This window comes from Chlorogloea sp. CCALA 695 (genome assembly GCF_003003885.1).
GTDB lineage: Bacteria > Cyanobacteriota > Cyanobacteriia > Cyanobacteriales > Chroococcidiopsidaceae > Aliterella.
In genome coordinates this window covers 1-14,526 of record NZ_PVWN01000005.1, presented here as the reverse complement: position 1 = coordinate 14,526, position 14,526 = coordinate 1, and the positions used below count along the sequence as shown (strand labels likewise).

At 42.1% G+C, this 14,526-nt stretch carries 16 protein-coding genes; 9 read left to right on the top strand and 7 right to left on the bottom strand.

Annotated elements, in window-relative coordinates; genetic code table 11:
- Positions 1-66: 66 nt before the first annotated feature.
- From C7B70_RS04150 to C7B70_RS04135, 4 genes are all read left to right on the top strand, one after another.
- Positions 67-2,064, top strand: coding sequence for a GspE/PulE family protein (locus C7B70_RS04150; protein ID WP_106367814.1), 1,998 nt, complete (start codon positions 67-69; stop codon positions 2,062-2,064).
- A 72-nt stretch (positions 2,065-2,136) separates the two neighbouring features.
- Entirely contained in the window at positions 2,137-3,264 is a 1,128-nt protein-coding gene (locus tag C7B70_RS04145) for a type IV pilus twitching motility protein PilT (protein ID WP_106367813.1), read from the top strand.
- 57 nt (positions 3,265-3,321) lie between these two features.
- Positions 3,322-4,551: a type II secretion system F family protein gene (locus C7B70_RS04140; RefSeq protein ID WP_106367812.1), complete on the top strand. Its 1,230-nt coding sequence runs from the start codon at positions 3,322-3,324 to the stop codon at positions 4,549-4,551.
- A 130-nt stretch (positions 4,552-4,681) separates the two neighbouring features.
- Positions 4,682-5,242: a hypothetical protein gene (locus tag C7B70_RS04135; RefSeq protein ID WP_106367811.1), complete on the top strand. Its 561-nt coding sequence runs from the start codon at positions 4,682-4,684 to the stop codon at positions 5,240-5,242.
- Positions 5,243-5,317: 75 nt separating this feature from the next.
- Here C7B70_RS04135 and C7B70_RS04130 read toward each other — a convergent pair whose 3' ends face one another.
- Entirely contained in the window at positions 5,318-6,331 is a 1,014-nt protein-coding gene (locus C7B70_RS04130; RefSeq protein ID WP_106367810.1) for a saccharopine dehydrogenase-like oxidoreductase, read from the bottom strand.
- A 345-nt stretch (positions 6,332-6,676) separates the two neighbouring features.
- On the opposite strand from C7B70_RS04130, the gene C7B70_RS04125 reads away from it, so the two are divergent.
- The 3 genes from C7B70_RS04125 to C7B70_RS04115 are packed head-to-tail and all read left to right on the top strand — an operon-like array spanning position 6,677 to position 7,755.
- Complete coding sequence (locus tag C7B70_RS04125) at positions 6,677-6,886, top strand: DUF2997 domain-containing protein (protein WP_106367809.1); 210 nt, start codon at positions 6,677-6,679, stop codon at positions 6,884-6,886.
- Between the two features lie 45 nt (positions 6,887-6,931).
- Complete coding sequence (locus C7B70_RS04120) at positions 6,932-7,318, top strand: DUF1257 domain-containing protein (RefSeq protein WP_106367808.1); 387 nt, start codon at positions 6,932-6,934, stop codon at positions 7,316-7,318.
- Positions 7,318-7,755 (top strand): ferredoxin, encoded by a 438-nt coding sequence (locus tag C7B70_RS04115; protein WP_106367807.1) that lies wholly within the window; start codon positions 7,318-7,320, stop codon positions 7,753-7,755. The genes C7B70_RS04120 and C7B70_RS04115 overlap by 1 nt, the downstream gene beginning before the upstream one ends.
- Before the next feature lie 196 nt (positions 7,756-7,951).
- On the opposite strand, the gene C7B70_RS04110 is transcribed toward C7B70_RS04115, so the two are convergent.
- From C7B70_RS04110 to C7B70_RS26260, 5 genes are all read right to left on the bottom strand, one after another.
- On the bottom strand, positions 7,952-8,596 hold the full coding sequence (locus tag C7B70_RS04110; RefSeq protein ID WP_106367806.1) for a DUF924 family protein: 645 nt from the start codon (positions 8,594-8,596) through the stop codon (positions 7,952-7,954).
- 43 nt (positions 8,597-8,639) lie between these two features.
- Complete coding sequence (locus C7B70_RS04105; protein ID WP_106367805.1) at positions 8,640-9,161, bottom strand: hypothetical protein; 522 nt, start codon at positions 9,159-9,161, stop codon at positions 8,640-8,642.
- A gap of 89 nt (positions 9,162-9,250) precedes the next feature.
- Positions 9,251-9,775 (bottom strand): hypothetical protein, encoded by a 525-nt coding sequence (locus C7B70_RS04100; protein WP_106367804.1) that lies wholly within the window; start codon positions 9,773-9,775, stop codon positions 9,251-9,253.
- A 69-nt stretch (positions 9,776-9,844) separates the two neighbouring features.
- A complete protein-coding gene (locus C7B70_RS04095; RefSeq protein ID WP_106367803.1) occupies positions 9,845-10,291 on the bottom strand; it encodes a DUF3574 domain-containing protein in 447 nt (148 codons plus the stop codon).
- A gap of 28 nt (positions 10,292-10,319) precedes the next feature.
- Complete coding sequence (locus C7B70_RS26260; protein WP_158260469.1) at positions 10,320-10,481, bottom strand: hypothetical protein; 162 nt, start codon at positions 10,479-10,481, stop codon at positions 10,320-10,322.
- A 247-nt stretch (positions 10,482-10,728) separates the two neighbouring features.
- Between C7B70_RS26260 and C7B70_RS04090 the strand changes: the two genes are divergently transcribed.
- Positions 10,729-12,051 carry an AAA-like domain-containing protein gene (locus tag C7B70_RS04090; protein ID WP_106367802.1) on the top strand — a complete coding sequence of 441 codons (1,323 nt, stop codon included), beginning with the start codon at positions 10,729-10,731 and terminating at the stop codon, positions 12,049-12,051.
- A 4-nt stretch (positions 12,052-12,055) separates the two neighbouring features.
- Positions 12,056-13,504 (top strand): AAA-like domain-containing protein, encoded by a 1,449-nt coding sequence (locus C7B70_RS04085; RefSeq protein ID WP_106367801.1) that lies wholly within the window; start codon positions 12,056-12,058, stop codon positions 13,502-13,504.
- 50 nt (positions 13,505-13,554) lie between these two features.
- Here C7B70_RS04085 and C7B70_RS04080 read toward each other — a convergent pair whose 3' ends face one another.
- A complete protein-coding gene (locus C7B70_RS04080; RefSeq protein WP_106367800.1) occupies positions 13,555-14,331 on the bottom strand; it encodes a Uma2 family endonuclease in 777 nt (258 codons plus the stop codon).
- Positions 14,332-14,526: the final 195 nt, after the last annotated feature.

Below are 14,526 nucleotides of genomic sequence, written 5' to 3'. Positions count from 1 at the left end.
GGGATAGCAACTCTAACCCAGAGTTTGGGCATACTCTATCTATAGCAACTTTTATCCCAAAAACTTATGACTTATTCTCCCCAGCAGCGAAGGGCGCTAATTGTTAAAGATGACCTATCTCCTTTTAGCAACAAAGTAATTGAAGCTGGTTTTGCTAACCGCGACCAAATAAATCAAGCTTTAACTCAAAGCCGCCAATCAGGAAAGTCTTTGACCGATGCTTTAGAGGCGATTACGGGGAAACAACTTACCCCTGACTTAATTAGACACTATAAAAAACAACAATTATTTGAGCTAAAAATTCTTTACGGCGTTGAATCTCTCGATCCTGAAGTTAGTGAAACCAGCCTCACTACCGCCGGAAACTTAATCAACACGCTAATTCCGGTCGATGCTTGTCGTCGCTATCGTATCATTCCTCTATCGCAAAATGATACGCCACCCCCATCGGTGCTAGTGGCGATGGTCGATCCTGATAATTTAGATGCTCAAGACACCTTAAACCGAATTTTGCGCCCTAAAGGTTTGAGTTTACAGAGGATGGTTATCACCCAAGACGACTTTCAGCAAATCCTCTCCAAATATTTAGACGAACAAGTTGAAAAACAAAAGCTTATAGACATAGAAAAGTCCGTTGATGTCAAGTCAGAATTAGAAAACCTAGACTTGCAATTGGCTCCCGAAGATCTTGACGCAGACTTAGGAGCCGCCGTTCAAGATGCGGCGGCGGCTCCAATCATTGCCCTAGTCAATAAAATTCTTGTCAAAGCGCTGCAAGAAAAAGTTTCGGATATTCACGTCGAACCTCAAGAGGAAAATCTCCGCATTCGGTTTCGCAAAGATGGCGTATTGCGTAAAGCTTTTGAGCCTTTACCCAAACAAATTGTTGCTGCCGTTACCGCCCGACTTAAGATTATTGCTGAATTAGACATTGCCGAGCGGCGGATGCCTCAAGATGGGCGGATTCGGCGGATGTTTGAAGGGCGCAAAGTAGACTTTCGAGTTAGTACCTTACCCAGCCGCTACGGCGAAAAAGTCGTGCTGCGGATTTTAGACAACGCCGCTACCCAGCTTGGCTTAGATAAATTAATTAGCGACCCCATTTGTTTGCAAACGGTTAGAGATATGGCTAGTCGTCCCTTTGGGTTATTACTGGTTACAGGCCCTACAGGTTCAGGCAAATCAACTACTTTATACTCCGTTTTATCTGAACGCAACGATCCGGGCGTAAACATTTGCACCGCCGAAGACCCGATTGAGTATTCTTTGCCAGGAATTACTCAGGTACAGGTAATTCGGGAAAAAGGGATGGATTTTGCGTCAATTTTGCGCTCTTTCTTGCGCCAAGATCCCGATGTGATCTTAGTGGGAGAAACCCGCGATAAAGAAACAGCCAAAACAGCTATTGAAGCTGCCTTAACTGGACACTTAGTATTAACGACTCTCCATACCAACGATGCCGCCGGAGCCATCTCGCGGTTAGATGAAATGGGCGTAGAGCCATTCATGGTATCGGGTTCGCTGCTGGGTGTGGTCGCTCAACGTTTAGTCCGGCGGGTTTGTACTGAGTGCAAAATTGCTTACACGCCTAGTACCGCCGAACTTGCTCGATTTGGTTTAACTACGTCTTCTCAAGACGTATCTATTAGTTTGTATAAAGCCAATGCTTTGCAACCAGATCAAATCCAGCAAGCTCGAAGTGCGGGAGAACTTTGCTCAAACTGTAGTGGAATAGGTTACAAAGGACGGTGTGGGGTTTATGAAGTAATGCGGATTACCGAGCAGTTGCAAACTTTGATTACCGAAGGAGCGCCCACCGAAAGGCTCAAAGAAGTTGCTGTAGAAGAAGGGATGGTGACTTTATTAGCTTACAGCCTCAACCTGGTACGAGAAGGAAGTACCACGTTAGAAGAAGTAGAACGAGTAACCTTTACAGATTCAGGTTTAGAAGCTGAACTCAAGTCTAAGCGTAAAAGCTCTCTTGAGTGCCGTACTTGTCATGCTCAATTACGACAAGAGTGGCTAGACTGTCCCTACTGCATGACCGTTCGCTTTCAAGAATAAATAGATTTAATTTTTGAACCAAAAAGACGTTGCTATTTCTGACCGTAAATATATTTAACAAGGAGAAAAAACATGGAATATATGATTGAAGACTTAATGGAACAAGTAGTAACAAGTGGTGGCTCTGACTTGCACCTATCGGCGGGTTTACCGCCCTACATTCGTATTAGTGGCAAATTAACACCTACAGAACACGAACCATTGACCCAAGAACAGTGTCAGCGCCTGATATTTAGTATGCTCAACAACACCCAACGCAAAAACTTAGAGCAAAACTGGGAACTCGATTGTTCTTATGGCGTAAAAGGATTAGCTCGCTTCCGGGTCAATGTGTACAAAGATCGCGGTGCTTACGCAGCTTGTTTACGGGCGTTGTCTTCTAAAATTCCGGCAATGGAAACCTTGAATTTGCCCAACATCGTCCGGGAAATATCAGAAAAGCCTAGAGGACTTGTACTGGTAACTGGCCCCACCGGATCAGGCAAAACCACAACCTTAGCTTCGATGATCAATAACATTAACATGACTCGCGCTGAGCATATTCTGACGGTGGAAGATCCGATCGAATTTATTTACGAGCCACTTAAAAGTTTGATTCACCAACGTCAAGTTGGAGAAGATACTAGAAGCTTTGCCAACGCTTTGAGAGCCGCTTTACGCGAAGATCCAGACGTGATTTTGGTGGGGGAGATGCGCGACTTGGAAACTATCCAATTGGCGGTTTCGGCGGCGGAAACTGGTCACTTAGTATTTGGGACATTGCACACAAGTTCGGCTGCTCAAACCGTTGACCGGATGGTGGATGTTTTTCCCTCCGAACAGCAACAACAGATCCGTGTGCAGCTATCTAACTCGTTAATTGCTGTATTTAGTCAAACTTTGGTATCGAGAAAAAAGCCCAAAGCCAACGAATTTGGGCGAGTAATGGCCCAAGAAATTATGATCGTTACTCCAGCGATTTCTAACTTAATTCGGGAAGGCAAAACCGCGCAAATTTACTCAGCCATTCAAACGGGGGGTAAGTTGGGGATGCAAACTTTGGAGAAAGTTTTAGCAGACTTGTACAAAGCTGGAACTATATCTTTTGAAGCGGCGATGTCTAAAACTTCTAAAACTGACGAGTTCCAGCGTTTGATTGGTGGAGTTCCTGGAACAGCACCGGGAACAAAACCAGGGATGGCGGGGATGACGGCTCGTTAGTTTTTTCTCTATTTGCTACGTTATCAGCTTTAATCACAAATTATTAGGAAATCGGCTATGCCTACTTACGTCGCTCGCGTTCGAGATTCTAAAGGGAATGCCAGAAAAGAGAAAATTGTAGCAGCTTCTCCATTTATAGCCCGTTCTAGCTTGAGAGAAAAGGGGCTTACAATTCAAGATTTGAAGCAAGCTCAAGAATTTAAGCTAAGTGGGAATTTAGACTTAAGTCAATTTCAAGCCTCTTTGGCAAAAGTTTCGGTGAAGGACAAAGCGATTTTTTCTCGTCAATTCGCGGTGTTGACGAATGCGGGAGTAGCAATTGTTCGGAGTCTTGGGGTATTAGCAGAGCAAGCTTCTAATCCCAAATTAAAAAAAGCTCTAATTGAAATTAGTGAGGATGTGCAACAGGGTGTAAACCTTTCTGATGCCATGAGAAAACACCCTCAATGTTTTGATACTTTGTACGTCAGTATGGTACAAGCCGGAGAGGTTGGCGGTGTACTTGACGAAGTTATGAATCGTTTATCTAAGTTGTTGGAAGATGTTGCTAGACTACAAAATCAAATTAAATCAGCTTTAACTTACCCCGTTGCTGTCGGTGTTTTAGCCTTGCTGATTTTCTTAGGCATGACTGTCTTTTTAATTCCAATTTTTGCGGATATTTTTAAGCAGCTAGGTGTAGAATTGCCGCCATTAACGCAGTTTATGCTCACAATTAGTGGAATAATTACAAGTTGGAGAGCGCTGATTCCCTTTGCTGTATTTGTTGGTGGTAGTTTCTTTCTGCGACAATACTACCGAACTCGGCTAGGTCGAGAAACTATCGATCGCCTTTCTTTGAAGGTTCCTTTATTTGGCGATTTAATTCAAAAGTCTGCCGTAGCTCGTTTTAGCCGGACTTTTGGAGCCTTGACTCGTTCGGGCGTACCCATTTTGACCGCCCTAGAAATTGTCCGCGATACTGCGGGAAATCAAGTAATTGCTAATGCTTTGGATGCTTCAAGGTTAGAGATTCAACAAGGTGGCATGATTAGTTTGGCTTTAAAAAAAGATGCTGTGTTTCCAGCTATGGCAATTCAAATGATTAGTATTGGTGAGGAAACTGGGGAATTAGACCAAATGCTGATGAAAGTTGCAGATTTTTATGAGGATGAGGTAGAACAATCAGTAAAAGCGCTAACCAGTATCATTGAACCGATTATGATTGTCGTTTTGGGTGGAATGGTAGGAATAATTTTACTATCAATGTATTTACCAATGTTCAAGGTATTTGAAACTTTGGGTTAAAGCAAAAAAATTGTAGCGGGTATTAAAATAACCAATGAATTATAACTTCTTACTTTAATGCCTTAGCAATTTACCTTAAACTCTATTAAATTTTTCGTCTGAAATATTAAAAAATAGCCAACTTGATAATATGACTTGCAAAAAATCTGATTACGAGCAGTTATTGGCAGAGTATAGCAATCCATTGTCAGCGATCGCACTCCTAAAGCAATATCGACCTTATTTAGAAGCTGTCCCCAGCCTCCGCCGCCCGGAAGAAAGCGTAATTACTATTCCTTTTCCGATTGTGCGCTTGCGTCAACCTGCTTCTAGCCTTGCAGAAAAAACTACTGAAGCACGAATGCTACCTTGTGAAGTCGCTATTTTGATGTGCGATCCAGAGTGGAAAATTAAGACGGGAATAGAAATTTTTATTTTTATTCACCGTCCCGATGAAGATTTTTCCGATTTGCTCCGGCGCTGGCGACAAATTCAAGTTTGGCTAGATAAGGATTACGAATGGGTAATGCCTCCTCGCTACAAACATATCTTTAGTGAAGGAGCTAATGCTATTTATCCGTTGTTTGTTATCTTCCCAGAAACTCCCGACAGAATTAAAAAAGGCTTGCAAGGTGCTAATTTGCCTTTTGTTCCTCAAGTAATTACTGTGGATCAGGAAGAATTAGCCCCGTTGACTAGAGAAAATGTTTAGAGAAAATATAGAATGTTTAGGAAAATATAGAAAGACGTTTCAGCGAAACGTCTCTACCTAAGCGCTCTGATGATTTTATCTGACAAACTGGGGCATAATTTCCGCCGCCGTGAATAAGCCATAAATACCCCGGCGTTGCAATCCGATTCCGGCTTTGAGATAACCAAAGGCAGTACCACAAACGTTTGCTGCCATACTGGTTTCGTCTCCTAAAGTAAAAGTATGAGTAGAAATTTTGCCTTCAAAGGTTCTCCCTGTTACCTGTACATTGGTGCTGATAGGCTTTTTAGGATTGCGAGTATCGACGACACCCCCAACAGTAACTCGATCGCGATCGCATACTCCGGCTAATTCCAACATTACATCATCGGCGTGTTCCATATTTTCTAAGGTCAACACGCCGTTTGTCTCCTCTAGCAAGGCTTCTACTTGCTCGTCAGTCATAGCTCTTGCTCTTTCGACGCTGTAACCTGGTAAGTGGGCGATATCTTCTCGGATCGTTGCTCTGTAAGCTTCCCAGTTGGCAATACCGACACCAAAGGTAATTTTTACACTATGAACTTCGGCGTAGCTTTGGGCGGCTAAAACGGCGGCGGCGGTGAGTAATCCTGGAGTTGCGCCACAGCCTGTTAAGTAAGTAATTTGTGCCGCTTGAAAGTCTGATCGTAGTGTTAATAGTTGTTCAACGGCGCTGGTGCGTTTAATTGCGTCTACTAATACTCCTTGCCAAGGCGATCGCATAAACATTTGAGCTACAGAAGCTATAAATGTATTAGGCAAGTTGGGCAATGCTAAAAAATAACCATCTACTTCTGAGCATTCGATCAATTCTTGAATACTTTGGTTACTCAGCATTCCCCCCGCTTCTAAATAGCCTACGGAACCCTGATCTGCGTAAGCCTTCACACACTTATTTACGTCTAAGCCCTCCGCAGCATAAGCATACCCTTTGAGATCGGCGACGGCTACTAGCAACATCTCGCTTTTGGGGGCAATTAATTTAGCCGCCGCTTGCCCTAACCCACCAAAACCTAATACTCCTACACGCATTGGAGTAGCACTCGTAAAACTTTTAATATCGGCATTCATGCCTGTTACCCACATTGAACAAAGTTTAATTATCGTAAACTTTTGCCGCTTTATTCTGCCCCTTTAAGCGCAAAAATTCCTTAATTTGTTACGTTACAGTGCGATCACCTCAATTGTAAAGTTTTCTTTCTCCCTTGACGGCAGCGTCTAGTTAAGGGAAACTTACAGATAACTGATGTAGCTGCTCATGTATCTATAAGTTTTGTAAACTATTGATAATATATAATTTGATAGATGAAACTTTAAAGTAATAACTGACACATTAGTTATAAGCAATTGTCGCTTAAGTTATGTAAATTTTTAGTACAGTTAAGGAAATCTATGCTGTAGGAAATTTAACGATATATGGAAACTTTAGAGTTTGTTATTTATCCAGACGGTCGGGTAATGGAAACAGTTACAGGAATTATTGGCTCTTCTTGTGCGGAAGTTACTTCAGCCATTGAAGCCCAGTTAGGAACAGTGGTTGACACTGAGCAAACCTCAGAGTTTTTTGCCGCTCAAGTTTATCAAACCAATGATACTACAACTCAAAATGCTTTGAGTCAGTGGTAATTTATATTTTTTATTTAGTTCTAGACTCCTTTACACACAAACACCATGTCACATTTTAGCCAAATCAAAACTCAAATCCGCAATTTAACATCCCTGCAAGCCGCACTTACCGATTTAGGAATAGAATGGAAACCCGAACCGGAGGCAGTGAGGGGTTATCGAGGACAAAGCCGGAAAGCGGCGATCGCAATTGAGCAAGAAAACGGCTACGATGTAGGTTTTAGCTGGAATGGCAAAGAGTACGAATTAGTAGCAGACTTGCAATATTGGCAGCAACCGCTATCGGTGGCAGGGTTTTTGCGCCAAGTAACTCAGCGTTATGCTTACCATACAGTAGTTAACGAGACAGCAAAGCAAGGCTTTCAAATTTCCGAACAACAACAAAATACCGATGGTTCCATTCGGCTTTTAGTGCAGCGTTGGAGTAACTAATGGCTGAACAAGAGAAATCGAATTTAGAACCAGAATTAGGGGGAATCTTTCGAGACAACCCCGACCGTTCGGGTTTAGAACCAGAATTAGGTGGTATAGTTCGGCAAAATGGCGTATATGTAGATGAAGTGACCTGTATTGGTTGCAAGCATTGCGCTCATGTAGCCCGTAATACCTTTTATATTGAGCCAGATTATGGGCGATCGCGGGTAATTCGTCAAGACGGAGATTCGGAAGAATTAATCATTGAGGCTATTGAAACTTGTCCTGTCGATTGCATTCACTGGTTAGATTATACAGAAGTCAAAAAGCACGAAGAAGAACGTCAGTATCAGGTAATTCCGCTTATTGGTTATCCAGTAGATGAAGCGGTAGTTGCGGCTCATAGGCGGCGGAACAAGCAGCAAAAATTAGCTCGAAAAAAAGCAAAATACTAAAGTTATAAAAAGCGGTTGTTCAGTACAACCGCTTTTTTTGACCAATTTCGTTCTTGAACCAGGTATTTTAAATTTAGGACAAAGCGCAAGAATGCCCAATTCTAAAAAAAGGAAAGGGAAAATCTACAATAGTTAAACTGCCGATAAGTGTTAGATGGAAAACACTTTTGAAAAATGATAGGCTGAGGTTTTATTGTCAATTACTAGAGAGTAACTGCTCTAAGTGGAGCGGCATCGGATGCTGATGTACAAGCTGACCGCTTGCTAGGTATTCAAGCTCTTGGGAAGTAGATTTGCGCCCTAGAATCTCGTTACGATGAGGATGACGACCGAACTTGTTGATTATTTCCCGATGTCTGGACGCTTGCGCGGCAGAAAACTCCAGCAACGCGCGATCCTCCGGTGACGAATCTTTCACAAGATCCTCTGCAAGCTTGACTACTAAGTTTAGGTTCTCGATCTCCTCGCAATGACCCAAAGGTAAAATGAAAAAGGTTTTCTCCCAAGGAGTTTTGAGCGCCGCGTAATGACCGATATCGATCCCTTCAAGAGTTAAGGCGCAAGCTTTGGAGTCTTGGGCAAAGGCTTGAGGATCTCCCCGATAGAGCGATCGCGAAAACTGGTCAAGAATAAGAATCAGCGCTAATCGCGATCGCGGATTGTTAGTCCAGGTATCGAGTTCACCTCGAATAGCCCGTTCTAGCAAAGGTGCAAAATGTTCAGTTATATCTGCGTCCGCACCAGAGCGAAACCACCATTCCCACTGACTAACTATCGCCGCGCGATCGCCCTTTGGTAAAATTGGAAACCAGAAGCGAAGAATATCTTGATATAGTTGCATTTTTAAGAGTATTCCTTCCTTTATTAGTAAGTGCTTAAGAGATTTAGCGGCTTAGATTTTGTTTTAAAACCTCCTCCTCAACAGCTTCATTATCAGGTAGTGCTAAGAACTGTTGAAGACTTTGTGGCTGCATAAAATCGATGTATTGAGCCGCGAATTTTGGCGGTAGGAGTTCTATCAATTGTTGATTTTCAACCCAAACCTCAATGATGCTGAAATAGCCTAGGCGATCGCACGTCACCACGTGCCAGCCCGCGCGGGTAGCAATTTCATGAATTGTGGCTTCGGAAGTTGCAACGGAAAAAGCCGCGTGGAAAGCATTATAGCTAGTAGTATTATCCGAACTTCGCACCATTGTAGTGCCAGAAACAAAGTCATCCGAAGTTGGCGTTAGTTTTGTACCTTGGGGAAGTACCTCAATCATGGTTCCATAAGGGTCAAGGGCAAGAACAATGTAGCTGCCTTCATGGTAGGGAAAGGGAGCCGATTGTCCTTGACACAACTGGGCTAGAACTTGAGCGACTTGTTGCGGTTGGTGAGCCGAAATCGAAACATGGTGAATCATGATAAAAATCCGTAGTTATGGTTAAGTGAACTTGGGAAAAGGTAAGTGTGAGGTTGAGAATGCCAACAATAATTCCTGAGTTGCAAGTATTAAAACCTTTGAAAATCCATTAAGTTGAACCGATCTTCATGCTTTTTAGTGTAAGGAAACCAGGAAGGATTTTGCCAATCTACTGATGGTACGGAGACTGGCGCAACCATTGACAAATTTTCTGCATAGCCTTTTAGCGTCAAAACCTGGCAATTAAATTGAATTCCCGCTTGGTTTGCGTCTACTTTTCGGCTTTTAGTTGTAGCGATCGCTACCGTCTCAAAATCCTGTTTTTTCTGACCTGCTAAGTTGACCGATGGCAGCACTAAAGCAAAATCTAATTCTTCCCCTACGTTAGTTTTTAAGGCTATGGAAATCAGTAAACCGAGATTACTTTGCTGTTGCTTGACTTCATCACCTCGGAAAGTGAACTGTCCTTCAGAACCTTTGTAATCCAATTGAGGAATTCCCCGATTACCTCTAAGCATTTGCGGCAAGAAAATTATTCTGATGCCACTACAAGCGTCAGTAAGAGTAAATCTGTCTGCTTGTTGATTTTGAGTAGTGTTTATTTGGTGTTGCATTTGTGTTTACAAGTTTTTTATCAAAGTTAGAGTTTTTGCCGAGCGCTTATCGCCAGCTTTAAAGATTGTTTAAAAGCGAACTTGTTTCGGCGTACTGGTGACACGCAGTACAGACTCTTGTTGAAACTGCTTTTTGTAGTTGTCAATAATTTCTTGGATTTCCTCTCGATCTTCTTGGCTGTTAGAGTGAATCAAAACCAGTAGTTTTGTCTTTTCTTTGATAATTCCATTGCTACCAAGAAATTGCCCATTAGCATCTAATACTGTTAATCCATCAGGAAAGCGAGGCGTGACTTCATTTTGCAAAAATAGCTGAAAATCACGATTAGAAACTTCTCCTACTGATTTATTTCTGCCAAAGTACAACTCATCTTGGACAAAAATATTTGTGCGGATTTCGCTAGTTGCTGGCGCTTGGGGAATTTGAGCGCGGACTTCTTTCAACGAGACAACGGAGCCTGTAAATAGTAGGCTAGTTATAAATAGAGCGCCGATATTTTTTCGTAAGGTTTGCATAGCTTTTGAGGATGTTTTTTTGAACTAATTATTGATTGATATCTTGTACCCAATGGCAGTAAAGCTTCTTTTGTTCGTCTAGTTGCCATGAAGCAACTAACTGGCGTTGATTAGATGGATTTTTATGGAGGAGAATTAGTGGCGTTTGTGGCGCTTCGATAGCTGGGGCGATCGCAATAATTTGTTGCATAATTTATCTGTATATTTGCAATAGATTGTTAATAGTTGCTTTCAACCAACAATTTCTAAAGTAATTGCGAATTTTGTATTTGTCGTTACAGAAAATGTCTGGACTTACTACTCAGTTGTTGAAATCTTTGTCTTGTAACCGTAGTAAGTAATGCTTCGCTCAAAAATTTCTACAGGAAAACCCTGCTATTTCCCGATCTCTGGAAATCTCAGGTAGAGTCTAATCGCAGCGAAAAATATGACACAAAATGAATTTTGAGCAAGCGCTGGAAGTAGTCAATCAATCGATGTTTGCCCGTTTTGGCAGACATTTAACGGATGTGGAGACGGCGATTTTAATAGGATCTTCGCAAAGTCAAACCTATGAGCAGATTGCTTTTAGTTCTGGCTATTCAATCAGCTATATTACCCGCGATGTTGGGCCTAAAGTTTGGAAACTTCTTAGCCAAGTATTAGGAGAAACAGTTAGTAAAACCAACTTTCAAACCGCTCTAGAACGACATTGGCGATCGCATAATAGAACAAATGAAAGTCTAGATGCTCCAAAAGAAGACTTTTTAGAAGTTCCGAGCGGGATAGTACCAATCAATTCCCTGTTTTATATTAAACGTCCTCCCATCGAAGAACGCGCCTACGGACAAGTTAGCAAACCAGGGAGCTTAATTCGGATCAAAGCACCTAGGCAAATGGGTAAAACTTCCCTCATGCACAGGATTTTAGCTCATGCTAAACAAACAGGTTTACGCACGGTGCTATTGAGCTTGCAGCAAGCAGATAGCGGCATTTTTACGTCCTTAGATAAGTTTCTGCGCTGGTTGTGCGCTAACGTGAGTCGGCAGCTAACCCTTGAACCAAAACTAGATAATTATTGGGATGCAGATATTGGCAGCAAAGTTAGCTGTACCTTATATTTTCAAGAGTATTTGCTAACAGAAATAAACGCCCCAATTGTTTTAGCTTTGGATGAAGTCAATCGGCTTTTTGAGTATCCGGAAATTTCTAGCGACTTTCTCCCCCTATTGCGCTCCTGGTATGAGGATGCGGCGGAATTAGAAAAATGGCAAAAGCTCCGACTGGTAATAGTTCATGCTACCGAGGCTTATATTCCCTTAGCAATTAATCAATCTCCCTTTAACGTTGGTTTGCCGATTAAATTACCCGAATTTAGCCCAGAGCAAGTGCTTGATTTGGCTGAACGTCATCGCCTAAACTGGCTGACAGAGGAGCAATTAGCTACCCTTCTAGCAACTATTGGCGGACATCCTTATTTAGTGCGGGTTGCGCTTTATCATTTAGCACGTAATGAAGTATCTCTAAGTCAACTATTACAAACCGCTCCCACTGTAGCGGGTATTTATAGCGACCATTTACGCCATCATTTAGCTAATCTCCAAGAGCATCCAAAACTAGCCGCAGCCTATAAACAGGTAGTAAGAGCCGTCGAACCATTGCCTTTAGAAGCGATCGCAGCTTATAAATTAGAAAGCATGGGTTTAGTCAAGTTGCAAGAAAATCAGGCAACGCCAAGCTGTGAGTTATATCGATTGTACTTCTGCGAACAATTGACATAAAGTAATGAATAAGTACGAGTATCAAGTCGGCGGTAGTTTGAAAATAGACGCGCCCACTTACGTAGAGCGCCAAGCAGACTACGAGCTTTATCATGCTTTACTAAGAAGCGAGTTTTGCTATGTATTTAGTTCTCGGCAAATGGGCAAATCTAGCTTGCGTCTGCGAACTCGGCATCGATTAGAAAAAGCTGGTTGTATCTGCGCTTCAATTGATATGACTCGCATCGGCAGCCAAAATATTACCCCGACTCAGTGGTACAAAGGCATCGTAGTGGAATTATTACGAGGTTTTAATTTATTTAATAAAGTTGATTTAAAAACTTGGTGGCAAGAAAAAGAAGATTTATCGCCGCTTCAACGCTTAAGTCAGTTTATCGAAGATATTTTATTAGTTCAAGTCAAAGAGCGAATTTTTATTTTTGTTGATGAAATTGATAGTATTTTGGGACTGAATTTTCCTACCGAAGACTTTTTTGCTTTGATTCGCTCTTGCTACAACCAAAGGGCAGAAACTCCGGCTTATAATCGTCTCACTTGGGCGCTATTTGGGGTGGCAACGCCCACAGATTTAATGGGCGACTTTCAGCGTACTCCGTTCAATATTGGTAAATCTATAAATCTATCTGGTTTCAAACTGGCAGAAATTCAACCTTTAGCCGCCGGATTAGAGGAAAAAGTAGATAATCCGTTGGCGGTACTTAAAGAGATTTTGGCATGGACAAACGGGCAACCGTTTCTAACTCAAAAGCTTTGTCAGATAGTCATTCAACAACGATCTAGTGGCAATAAATCGAGCAACGGAGAAGCCGTTGAGGAGCGGTACAAGTTAGACACCCATTTACCAATTGTTAATTATCATCTGATTGGCTTCTATTATCAGTTTTCGCCCTTCGTTTTAGAAAAATTGGTGCGAGCGCATATCATTGAAAACTGGGAAGCACAGGACGAACCAGAGCATTTACAGACAGTGCGCGATCGCTTGCTGCGGAACGAACCAAGGGCGGGAATGCTACTAAAATATCAGCAGATATTACAAGGCTCCCAAGTTGTGACAGATGGCTCTACTGAACAAATAGAACTGTTGCTATCTGGTTTAGTGATCGACCAAGGCGGACAATTGCAAGTAAAAAATCGGATTTATCAAGAGGTTTTTTCCTTAGCTTGGGTAGAGAAACAATTAACTAAACTGCGCCCTTATTCCCAAGCATTACAGGAATGGGTAGCAAATCATGATTCGGTAAAACTCTTGCGCGGCGAGGCTTTGAATCAAGCTCAAAAGTGGGCAGAAGATAAAAGTTTAATTGATGTAGATTATCAATTTTTGTTAAAAAGCCAACAATGCAATCGCGCTGAAGTAGAAACAAAGCTAAAATCCGTTATTTGGCGGCAAAAGTTGCTTATGGTCGTTATCAGTTTGATATTGCTCGTTTTAGGAGTTTTCTTTGCTAATTAGATGTAGAGACGTTGCATTGCAACGTCTCTAACATTGGTTTTGAAATCGCTCTAGGATTCGTTAGGCAAATTAGTCGGGTCGATACCTTGAGATTGTAAATAGGCAATTAATCGTTCTTTTTGCTGACGTTCTTGTTCGGCGCGTTGACGTTCTTGTTCGGCGATTATTCGTTCTTTTTCAATATGTTCCACTGCCCACAGTAACAAATTACTTGTTTCATCCCACCACCGCAACCAGTAACCTGTTCGGGTTTCTTTTGTACCTTGCCAAGTTCCCAAAAATAATCCCATCTCCGCAATCCAATGACGACCATTTTCATCAGGTTGCTTCAACTGGTAGCGTCCATTTTCAAGTTGATAAAATTCCAGCAAACCCCCATCCGGCTCAAAAATTACGTAAATCGGGACTTGTAAAATTTGCTCGTAGAAAAACCATTTTCCCGGTGGATAGGTTGGCTTTACTGAATATTCTCTGTCCTCATCGTCAGACAAAAATTCCATCACCACCACCGGAATATCACCTTCATAGTTTGGTGTATAGCTACGGCGGTTATCTAAAGGCTCATTTACGCGAGAAATATAAACCCAGTCGGGGGCTTTAGCAATAAATCGTCCGTTGAGGGTGGCGCAAAGACCAAAATTTGCGGCTATCAACATCTGAAGTTGGATGAAACCACTAATTTCTAGACTTTCGCTCAAAGCACCAGCCAAGAGTGGCTGACCTGTATTGTCCACGGGGTCGTCCTCTAGGTGAAAATCATCGGGTAATGCTTCCCAAGAGATGACAAGTTCAGTTGAGGCTTTGGTTTCACTAACCTGGGTTGCCATAAATACTGCCTTTTAGGGGTCTGTTTTTATTTTATCGCTCTTTATTTGGGGTGCTAAATAAAACTTTTTAAACCAATATCCGTAAAATTGCAATGGTGAATGGTAGATGGATAGTGTAGGTGCGATTCGTTGAATAGTGAATCACGGTGAAAGCCCGTACATAACTATTCCAGCCAAGACTCCCAAGTCTAGCTG

Bases quoted from the DNA above. Each gene is read 5' to 3' on its own strand.
- C7B70_RS04150 (WP_106367814.1), top strand. From the start codon at position 67: ATGACTTATTCTCCCCAGCAGCGAAGGGCGCTAATTGTTAAAGATGAC.
- C7B70_RS04145 (WP_106367813.1), top strand. From the start codon at position 2,137: ATGGAATATATGATTGAAGACTTAATGGAACAAGTAGTAACAAGTGGT.
- C7B70_RS04140 (WP_106367812.1), top strand. From the start codon at position 3,322: ATGCCTACTTACGTCGCTCGCGTTCGAGATTCTAAAGGGAATGCCAGA.
- C7B70_RS04135 (WP_106367811.1), top strand. From the start codon at position 4,682: ATGACTTGCAAAAAATCTGATTACGAGCAGTTATTGGCAGAGTATAGC.
- C7B70_RS04130 (WP_106367810.1), bottom strand. From the start codon at position 6,331: ATGAATGCCGATATTAAAAGTTTTACGAGTGCTACTCCAATGCGTGTA.
- C7B70_RS04125 (WP_106367809.1), top strand. From the start codon at position 6,677: ATGGAAACTTTAGAGTTTGTTATTTATCCAGACGGTCGGGTAATGGAA.
- C7B70_RS04120 (WP_106367808.1), top strand. From the start codon at position 6,932: ATGTCACATTTTAGCCAAATCAAAACTCAAATCCGCAATTTAACATCC.
- C7B70_RS04115 (WP_106367807.1), top strand. From the start codon at position 7,318: ATGGCTGAACAAGAGAAATCGAATTTAGAACCAGAATTAGGGGGAATC.
- C7B70_RS04110 (WP_106367806.1), bottom strand. From the start codon at position 8,596: ATGCAACTATATCAAGATATTCTTCGCTTCTGGTTTCCAATTTTACCA.
- C7B70_RS04105 (WP_106367805.1), bottom strand. From the start codon at position 9,161: ATGATTCACCATGTTTCGATTTCGGCTCACCAACCGCAACAAGTCGCT.
- C7B70_RS04100 (WP_106367804.1), bottom strand. From the start codon at position 9,775: ATGCAACACCAAATAAACACTACTCAAAATCAACAAGCAGACAGATTT.
- C7B70_RS04095 (WP_106367803.1), bottom strand. From the start codon at position 10,291: ATGCAAACCTTACGAAAAAATATCGGCGCTCTATTTATAACTAGCCTA.
- C7B70_RS26260 (WP_158260469.1), bottom strand. From the start codon at position 10,481: ATGCAACAAATTATTGCGATCGCCCCAGCTATCGAAGCGCCACAAACG.
- C7B70_RS04090 (WP_106367802.1), top strand. From the start codon at position 10,729: ATGAATTTTGAGCAAGCGCTGGAAGTAGTCAATCAATCGATGTTTGCC.
- C7B70_RS04085 (WP_106367801.1), top strand. From the start codon at position 12,056: ATGAATAAGTACGAGTATCAAGTCGGCGGTAGTTTGAAAATAGACGCG.
- C7B70_RS04080 (WP_106367800.1), bottom strand. From the start codon at position 14,331: ATGGCAACCCAGGTTAGTGAAACCAAAGCCTCAACTGAACTTGTCATC.